The organism is Daejeonella sp., from assembly GCF_044232565.1.
Taxonomy (GTDB): domain Bacteria; phylum Bacteroidota; class Bacteroidia; order Sphingobacteriales; family Sphingobacteriaceae; genus Daejeonella.
This window is the reverse complement of sequence record NZ_JBIILQ010000156.1, coordinates 1-6,561: the sequence shown is the minus strand read 5'-3', so window position 1 is coordinate 6,561 and position 6,561 is coordinate 1. Positions and strand designations below refer to the sequence as shown.

General features: G+C 33.7%; 8 protein-coding genes and 1 pseudogene. All 9 read right to left on the bottom strand.

Annotated elements, in window-relative coordinates; translation table 11 throughout:
- A partial coding sequence (locus ACILQF_RS09140) for a hypothetical protein (RefSeq protein ID WP_395627108.1) occupies window positions 1-522 on the bottom strand: 522 nt, incomplete at its 3' end.
- Between the two features lie 17 nt (window positions 523-539).
- Window positions 540-701 (bottom strand): hypothetical protein, encoded by a 162-nt coding sequence (locus ACILQF_RS09135; protein ID WP_395627107.1) that lies wholly within the window; start codon window positions 699-701, stop codon window positions 540-542.
- Between the two features lie 4 nt (window positions 702-705).
- Entirely contained in the window at window positions 706-1,227 is a 522-nt protein-coding gene (locus ACILQF_RS09130; protein WP_395627106.1) for a murein L,D-transpeptidase family protein, read from the bottom strand.
- A 185-nt stretch (window positions 1,228-1,412) separates the two neighbouring features.
- The gene (locus ACILQF_RS09125) at window positions 1,413-2,951 is read right to left on the bottom strand and encodes a serine hydrolase (protein WP_395627105.1); all 1,539 of its coding nucleotides are present in this window, start codon (window positions 2,949-2,951) and stop codon (window positions 1,413-1,415) included.
- Between the two features lie 60 nt (window positions 2,952-3,011).
- Window positions 3,012-3,584, bottom strand: a complete 573-nt coding sequence (locus tag ACILQF_RS09120; RefSeq protein ID WP_395627104.1) for a helix-turn-helix domain-containing protein — start codon at window positions 3,582-3,584, stop codon at window positions 3,012-3,014.
- A 195-nt stretch (window positions 3,585-3,779) separates the two neighbouring features.
- Window positions 3,780-4,304 (bottom strand): hypothetical protein, encoded by a 525-nt coding sequence (locus ACILQF_RS09115; protein WP_395627103.1) that lies wholly within the window; start codon window positions 4,302-4,304, stop codon window positions 3,780-3,782.
- Between the two features lie 162 nt (window positions 4,305-4,466).
- Window positions 4,467-4,832 (bottom strand): DUF5684 domain-containing protein, encoded by a 366-nt coding sequence (locus ACILQF_RS09110; protein ID WP_395627102.1) that lies wholly within the window; start codon window positions 4,830-4,832, stop codon window positions 4,467-4,469.
- 490 nt (window positions 4,833-5,322) lie between these two features.
- Window positions 5,323-6,102, bottom strand: coding sequence for a prolyl oligopeptidase family serine peptidase (locus tag ACILQF_RS09105; RefSeq protein WP_395627101.1), 780 nt, complete (start codon window positions 6,100-6,102; stop codon window positions 5,323-5,325).
- Between the two features lie 105 nt (window positions 6,103-6,207).
- Window positions 6,208-6,561, bottom strand: a pseudogene (locus ACILQF_RS09100) (hypothetical protein); the annotation flags it as partial.

Sequence of the window (6,561 nt, the reverse complement as noted above, 5' to 3'; positions counted from 1 at the left end):
GTTTACTGTTGGGTCAACTGCAACAATTTCTCCAGTTGCTTTATTTTCAATCGTCACAAAGTCGTGGTCTTTAAAAAATGCAGAATTGAAATATTTGTGAATGCTTGTCCCAAGAAAATAAAGTTGCCCGCCTTGCGGTTTTGCAGTCCAAGTGTCGGCAAGGTTATACTTTTCTAAAAGGTAGTTGCAAGTTGTCGCAAAAAATGTGGCATAACCAACGCAATGTGCTGTCTTGAAAGTGATGAGTTTGTTTGGGTCAGTGTCATTTTTGTTAGAAGTAAAATTGAGTTGTCTTGAAGTTATTGAAAGTCCAAGTTTGATAATTTGCTTAATATTAGGGTCGGTTTGCTTATCAGTGTTCGCGTCAATAAAGTCAGTGAGTATTTTGTCTGTTGCTGAATAATTAGCCCGAAGTCCAACTGACTTATAAGTCACTAAATGTCTGTAAAACCACCCACGAAACATAATTCCAACTGTCGCTAGAATTAAGATTATTATTAATGTTCGTTTGACAAATCCCATTGCTTAACGGTCATTTTTTACAGTTGCAGGTAACGTTTTTGAGCTTGGCGATGGGCGGACTTTTTACCACAAATGTTCATTCGGAGCACAAAACTTCCTTCTACCACAAAACCATCTGCGGAGTTGGAAACACCGCCTATTGCAAATGTGCTGTTATAGGCTGCTTTTATTCTGTCCACTATGTCAAGGTTTAATTTGAATTTGTGTCCCAATTTTTACTGCGTTATAAAGTTCGTCAATTTCTTCGTCTGTTACCGCTATACAACCTAAAGTCCAGTCAAACCAACGATTAAACTTACTAATAAATCCTGTTTTGTTTCTAAGTCCGTGTATTTTAACGTCACCACCAGTCGGCTTACCAAGTCGTTTTGCATTTTCAATGTCGTCATTATTAGGGTATGAAATACCTAAGTTTTTATGGTAGCCGCTATTTGGATTTTTGTCGTTGATGAAGTAAAGTCCTTCAGGAGTTTTTTTGTCTCCTTCAAATTCTTTACCACCAATTGGTTGTCTGCCAAGTGAAATTTTATAGGTCTTAACAAGTTGTCCGCTTGAGTATGCAAGCAATTGTCTTTTTGATTTATAAACTACAAGTTTGTCAATTTGAGTGTCGGCTGGAAGTTTGTATTCTGGATAAAAATAATAAATTGTCAACCCTAAAAATATGAGGGTAATTGTCAGCCATATTATTTTACTTTTCGTCATTTTAATTGTCTTGTTGTCTGTTGATTTTGCGATCTGCTAAAGTTGCCTATAAGGTTTTAGGGCTAGGCGAGGTTGCGAACTTCGGAACCGATTATTTTCTATTAAAGATAAAATTTCTTGCGAAATGTAAACGTGAATTTACTACAAAATTCGCAATCTTGCCAAACACCTGTTAGCGGTAGTTTTTATTTTGTTTCAATTTCAAATATTTTGTTTCCATACTCTCCTAAATAATGTTTTAATATTTTTTCAAACACTTTATAGCCATCGTCCACATTGGTAAAAATAATTAATCCTTGCTTTGTCTTTGGAAAAATAAATACTATCGTCTGACAACCTTTGTCAGATCCACCATGAGATATAGCATATTCACCTTTCCCAAAATCATATAATTCAAATCCAAGTCCAAAATATTTTCCGTTTTTTGTTTCGACATGATTTTTAATCATCTCGTTAAATACTTTATCACTTAAACCATCGCTATTCATAACGCTTGTCAAAAATTTCCCGTAATCTTCAACGGTTGTCAATAAATTATCAGCCCCGTTAGATGTTTTATTTTTTTCTGTTTCATAAGCAATTCCTTTATCGTTATAACCTAATGCAAATCTTGAAGTTTCTGTTTTGTTGTCCCAAAAATATTTAGTGTCTGTCATTTGTAATGGTTCAAAAATCAATTCACTTGCTAATTCGTTAAGTGATTTATGAAATTTTGCTTCTAATGCTTTTCTCAAATACTCAAAACCTTCTCCTGAGTATTGATATTTCGTTCCTGGTTCAAATTCAAAATGTAGTTTTCCGTCTTTGTTATTTCCACGCCAATTGGTAAAGCCTGTTTGGTGGCTTAAAATGTGTCTTGTTGTAAGTGTTTTAGAATTTTTGTCTTTTGAAACATCTGGGTCAGTCCAATATTTATAAATAGGTTCATCTAAATTCCATTTACCTAAGCTCACTAATTTTAAAGTTACCATGGCTGTTATAGGTTTGGTTAGTGAAGCCACATTAAAGATTGTGTTGTATGGTGCTGATATGCCTTTTTTGATTTCTCCAAATACTTTTACTTGTTGCAATTTCCCGTCCTTAATAACGCCAATTCCTAAAGTTGGTACTTTGTTTTCTATTAACCATTTTTCGATTTCAATATCGCTGTCAAAAATAGAAGATTGATAGTTTGTACTATTGTTATCTTGGTGGTCATAGCTCAAACTTTTTGTCAATTTCCAAATCCCATTTTCTAAAAGCCAAACGTGAGTAAATTTTGCAGAACTTGCAAAGGTTTCTTTATTACCTGCAATTGTCTCATAGAATTTATGATTTCCTGTTTGAATTGCTCCGTACAGCACCTTGCTTTTATAAAGTGGGTAAATTTCTGTACTTTCTGAAACTAATTCTCGTCTTGATTGGTAAGTTGTTGGCGATTTACACAAGCCATTTTTCAAATTGTATAAAAACTCTTTTTTATATGAAATACTGTCTTTGTCATGAAAGAACTCAAACTTATCACTCAACAAGTTTTCAAACTGAGTTATGTTGCAATGATTAAAACCTATATCAAAAAGTAGGCTATCTTTTGAAAGAATAGTTTTGTATAATTCTGAATTTTTTTCGACTTGAGCAGGGCTTTTTGTCCCAAAAAATATAAAAAGAATAGAGGAAATAATGATTTTTTTTGTCATGATTAATTGTGTTTTTACGATTCTAACTTCAACTGCAAAAGTCTGCATTTTGGTTTTGATAATCTTAAAAACACGCCCGACAAAAACATGACAAGTTCCCGACAAATTTTATATCATGCTGAAATTCAGACTGTAGTAAAGTTTTTTACGTTTGTCTATTTCTATTGCATTCCTTAAAATAATAAATACATTTGAAAGCACAATTAGCACCATAATTAAGAGTGTAAATTGATTACCGAGTTTCAAAAAAATGCCTAACATAAAAATAATGGGTGCAACAATAGTCCATAATATTTGTATGGAAATAAGTTGTTTTGTTAGTATGTTTTTTTGTTTCATTTTGAACATTAAAAATAGCGGAATAATAATGTTAAAAGGAGGAATTATGATAAAAGGAATGGAAGATAGGTTGATTAATTTTAATTTGGTAAAATTAATTAAAATGATTTCTTGGGTTTTATTTATTTCTTCGACACATTCCGAATTTTCTTTTTCTGGTTTTTCAAAAAGCAACTCATTTTCTTTAATTGCTAATGCTTTTGCTAAAACCTTAAGCGTGTATCCTTTTGGGGCTTTTCCCGTTTCAATTCGCTGAATAGTCCTTACCGATACTCCAGATTTTTCTGCTAATTCTTCTTGTGTTAGGTTTTGAAATTCTCTTATGGTTTTTAGTTTGGACATATTTTCAATTGATTGTAATTGTTTAGGAAAATTACCGCTAACGTTTTGCAGCTACCCGAAGGGCGGGCGATTCAACACAAATGTTGATTAAAAGCACAATAGTCCCTGGCACTACAAATGTATCTTTAGAGCACCAAACCCCGCCTTTTGGGTAGGTGCTGTTATGTGGCGTAATTCTATCTTTTGTTGTCACAATTAATATCTAAATCCTAGAGTCAGTGGTAGTAAGAATGAGTGTTGAGTTATCATGATTCCAGACTTTATGTAAAGTCCAAAATTTTCCTTGATTTTATAATTTATTCCAAGTCCAAATTCCGTAAGCATCGTTCCCGTCCCACCTTCATATTGATTCCAAATATGGTTATAGCCCAGTCGTAAATTTAACATAGGTGTTAATCTCTTTTTAAATGGTAAATATTCTAAATCTCCAAATATTGCAACTCCGGCTATACCGTCAAAATTTAAGTAGCCCAAGCCAATTCCTGTAAATATCTTTCTATCTTGAAATGTCACTCCGTTAATAGATGTGAAGTTAAAACCGTTTTGCCTATTATCAAGGTTATAGCCTTTCCAATTTGGGCCTGGGTCAACCGTAATTGTTCTGGATAAATAATTCATATACCCTGTTTCAATTCTTCCTGAATAAGAAGTTTGTGCTTTTGTCGTCATGGTTAACCAAAGCAGTAAAACGAAGGTTGTCAAAAAGGTTTTCATTTTCATTATTTATTGTCTTTTACTATTTGCCTATAACGGTTTGCAGCTACAAGAAGTTGGCGATTATTACCACAAATATTCATACGAAGAACGAATGTTTGATTTACCACAAAACTGTCATACGAAGCACTGAACCGCCAATTTCTTGTAGGTGCTGTTATGGGCTGGTTATTCTTTGATATACTTCGAGTTTCCGAAAGCTAAAATAGGAAGGAATATTGGACCTAATAAAACAATACCGATTGTAAAAGCTCCTGTTTTTCCAAATCTTTTAACCATCAAGTTGTTGCTCCAAATAATCCATATTATGCCTAAGTAAGGTATAATACAAAGCAATGCCCACCACCAAGGTTTATCTATAATCCTCATTAATATAATAAGATTATAAATAGGGATTAAAGCTGCCCAACCTGGTTGTTCAGCTTTTTCAAATATTTTCCAATATGAAGCGATTGGAATAATAAAAAATGCAATAAGGATTATTGATATTAAAATCAATTCTACACCACCAAGGTTTAAAAACAGAAGGGTCATATATTTTTTATTTAAAGATCCTACTCATATGGCTTTTCGGTGTCGCCCCGTTTTTAAGTGGTCGCTGGTCTCCACTTTTGTATCGCAATTTTATAAAATATATTTTAAGAACTATCAAGACTTTTCTTTGGCGGTTCTCTTGTCTTTCTATTTCCGTTTGGTTGTCTTTTCATAAACTTGCCCATAACTCCTTTATAACCGAAACAAAACTTCGCCCATACACCCTATTAGGGCTAGCTTGCCGAAACTATTTCCCTTGTTAATTAGCATATAATATATTATTTTATTTCCAAACGACACAAAAACAAAATTATAAGAAATATAATATAATTAAAAAATAATAAGTTTCTAAAAATGCAAGATGTAATCGTCCAAAAAAGACTTCATCACAAGCTAAGCCTCAATAGAAACTGAAAAAACCTTAACCTATTCAGGAAACATCACAAAAATAAAATTCGATTAATTTTTGATTTCAGAGAAGTTGAACCACCTATTTCCGATAAGAAAATATCCAAGATAAAAAATCAGGTTCTGCAAAGGCAGGATCCCAGCTATTATGATTAGCATCGGGATAAATACTAAACTTCACATCTCCTTTCAATCGCTTTAACTCATTTACCACGAGCTCAGATTTTTGAATTGGGACTACATTATCCTTAGCTCCATGAAAAACCCAAAGTGGTACTTTCCTATAGTTTCTAACATTTTCAACATGATCACCACCACAAATAGCAAAAGCCGAAGCAAAAACATTGGGCTTTCTTCTCAGTATTTCATAGGTCCCCATTGCCCCCATTGAAAGCCCACCAACATAAAAACGATTATTATCACTAAATCTCTCAGATTTCATCTTAGCTACCAGCGCAACTAGCAATTCCATTGATTTTCTGGGCTTCCCTCCTTTTTGAAAACTAAAACGTTCAGTGGTTTTGCCATCACCAATTATCACATTCGCCCAATAATCATCTTGCGGACATTGAGGGAAAATAATAATCGCTGGAAAGTTTTTCCTATTGGCAGAATTCAAAAAAAGCTTACTTCCATGTATTAGCTGGGCCTCATTATCACTTCCACGCTCCCCAGCACCATGTAAAAAGAATAAAACTGGATATTGCTTGTTCACATCAAAATTTTCGGGCAATAACATTCTATAGTTAAGGGTATCTCCTCCCTTAATGAACTGCTCTTTAGAAAACAAAGTCTTATCCTGCGCAATACTATACTGTACACTTATAAAAAGCAGGAGCGTGATGGCTACTAATTTCCTCATTGATAATTTTTTTAGGAAATTAAGAATTCTTTAATTGTATCTCCCTATTTTTTTTAGAAAAACAAAATAAACCGCCAGAATTTAAAAGCCAAAGCCCACAAAATCTTAGGATTTAGCTGCTTTTAGTTTTTCGGTATTGATAGGCTGAGGCACCTTCACATAATAACCAGTACCATCATACTCACGCTTGCGCGGATGTACCTGACAAACATCGGAACATGCACCATCCAATTTCTCACCACAAGCATCACACTGTGTAAAGTGCTCATTGCACTCAGGATTGGCGCAATTAATCATTTTTGTTGTTTGTGTACCGCAATTACGACAAATAGAAATTACCTTAGGATTTACTGAGTTAACATCTACAGCTACACGATTATCAAACACATAACATTTACCTTCAAAATCTTCGCCGCCAGCTTCCTTACCATATTTAATAATTCCGCCATGGAGCTGATA

What these genes read in the sequence shown, in the direction of transcription:
- ACILQF_RS09120 (WP_395627104.1), bottom strand. Translation starts at nt 3,584, where the DNA reads ATGTCCAAACTAAAAACCATAAGAGAATTTCAAAACCTAACACAAGAA.
- ACILQF_RS09130 (WP_395627106.1), bottom strand. Translation starts at nt 1,227, where the DNA reads ATGACGAAAAGTAAAATAATATGGCTGACAATTACCCTCATATTTTTA.
- ACILQF_RS09125 (WP_395627105.1), bottom strand. Translation starts at nt 2,951, where the DNA reads ATGCAGACTTTTGCAGTTGAAGTTAGAATCGTAAAAACACAATTAATC.
- ACILQF_RS09115 (WP_395627103.1), bottom strand. Translation starts at nt 4,304, where the DNA reads ATGAAAATGAAAACCTTTTTGACAACCTTCGTTTTACTGCTTTGGTTA.
- ACILQF_RS09110 (WP_395627102.1), bottom strand. Translation starts at nt 4,832, where the DNA reads ATGACCCTTCTGTTTTTAAACCTTGGTGGTGTAGAATTGATTTTAATA.
- ACILQF_RS09105 (WP_395627101.1), bottom strand. Translation starts at nt 6,102, where the DNA reads ATGAGGAAATTAGTAGCCATCACGCTCCTGCTTTTTATAAGTGTACAG.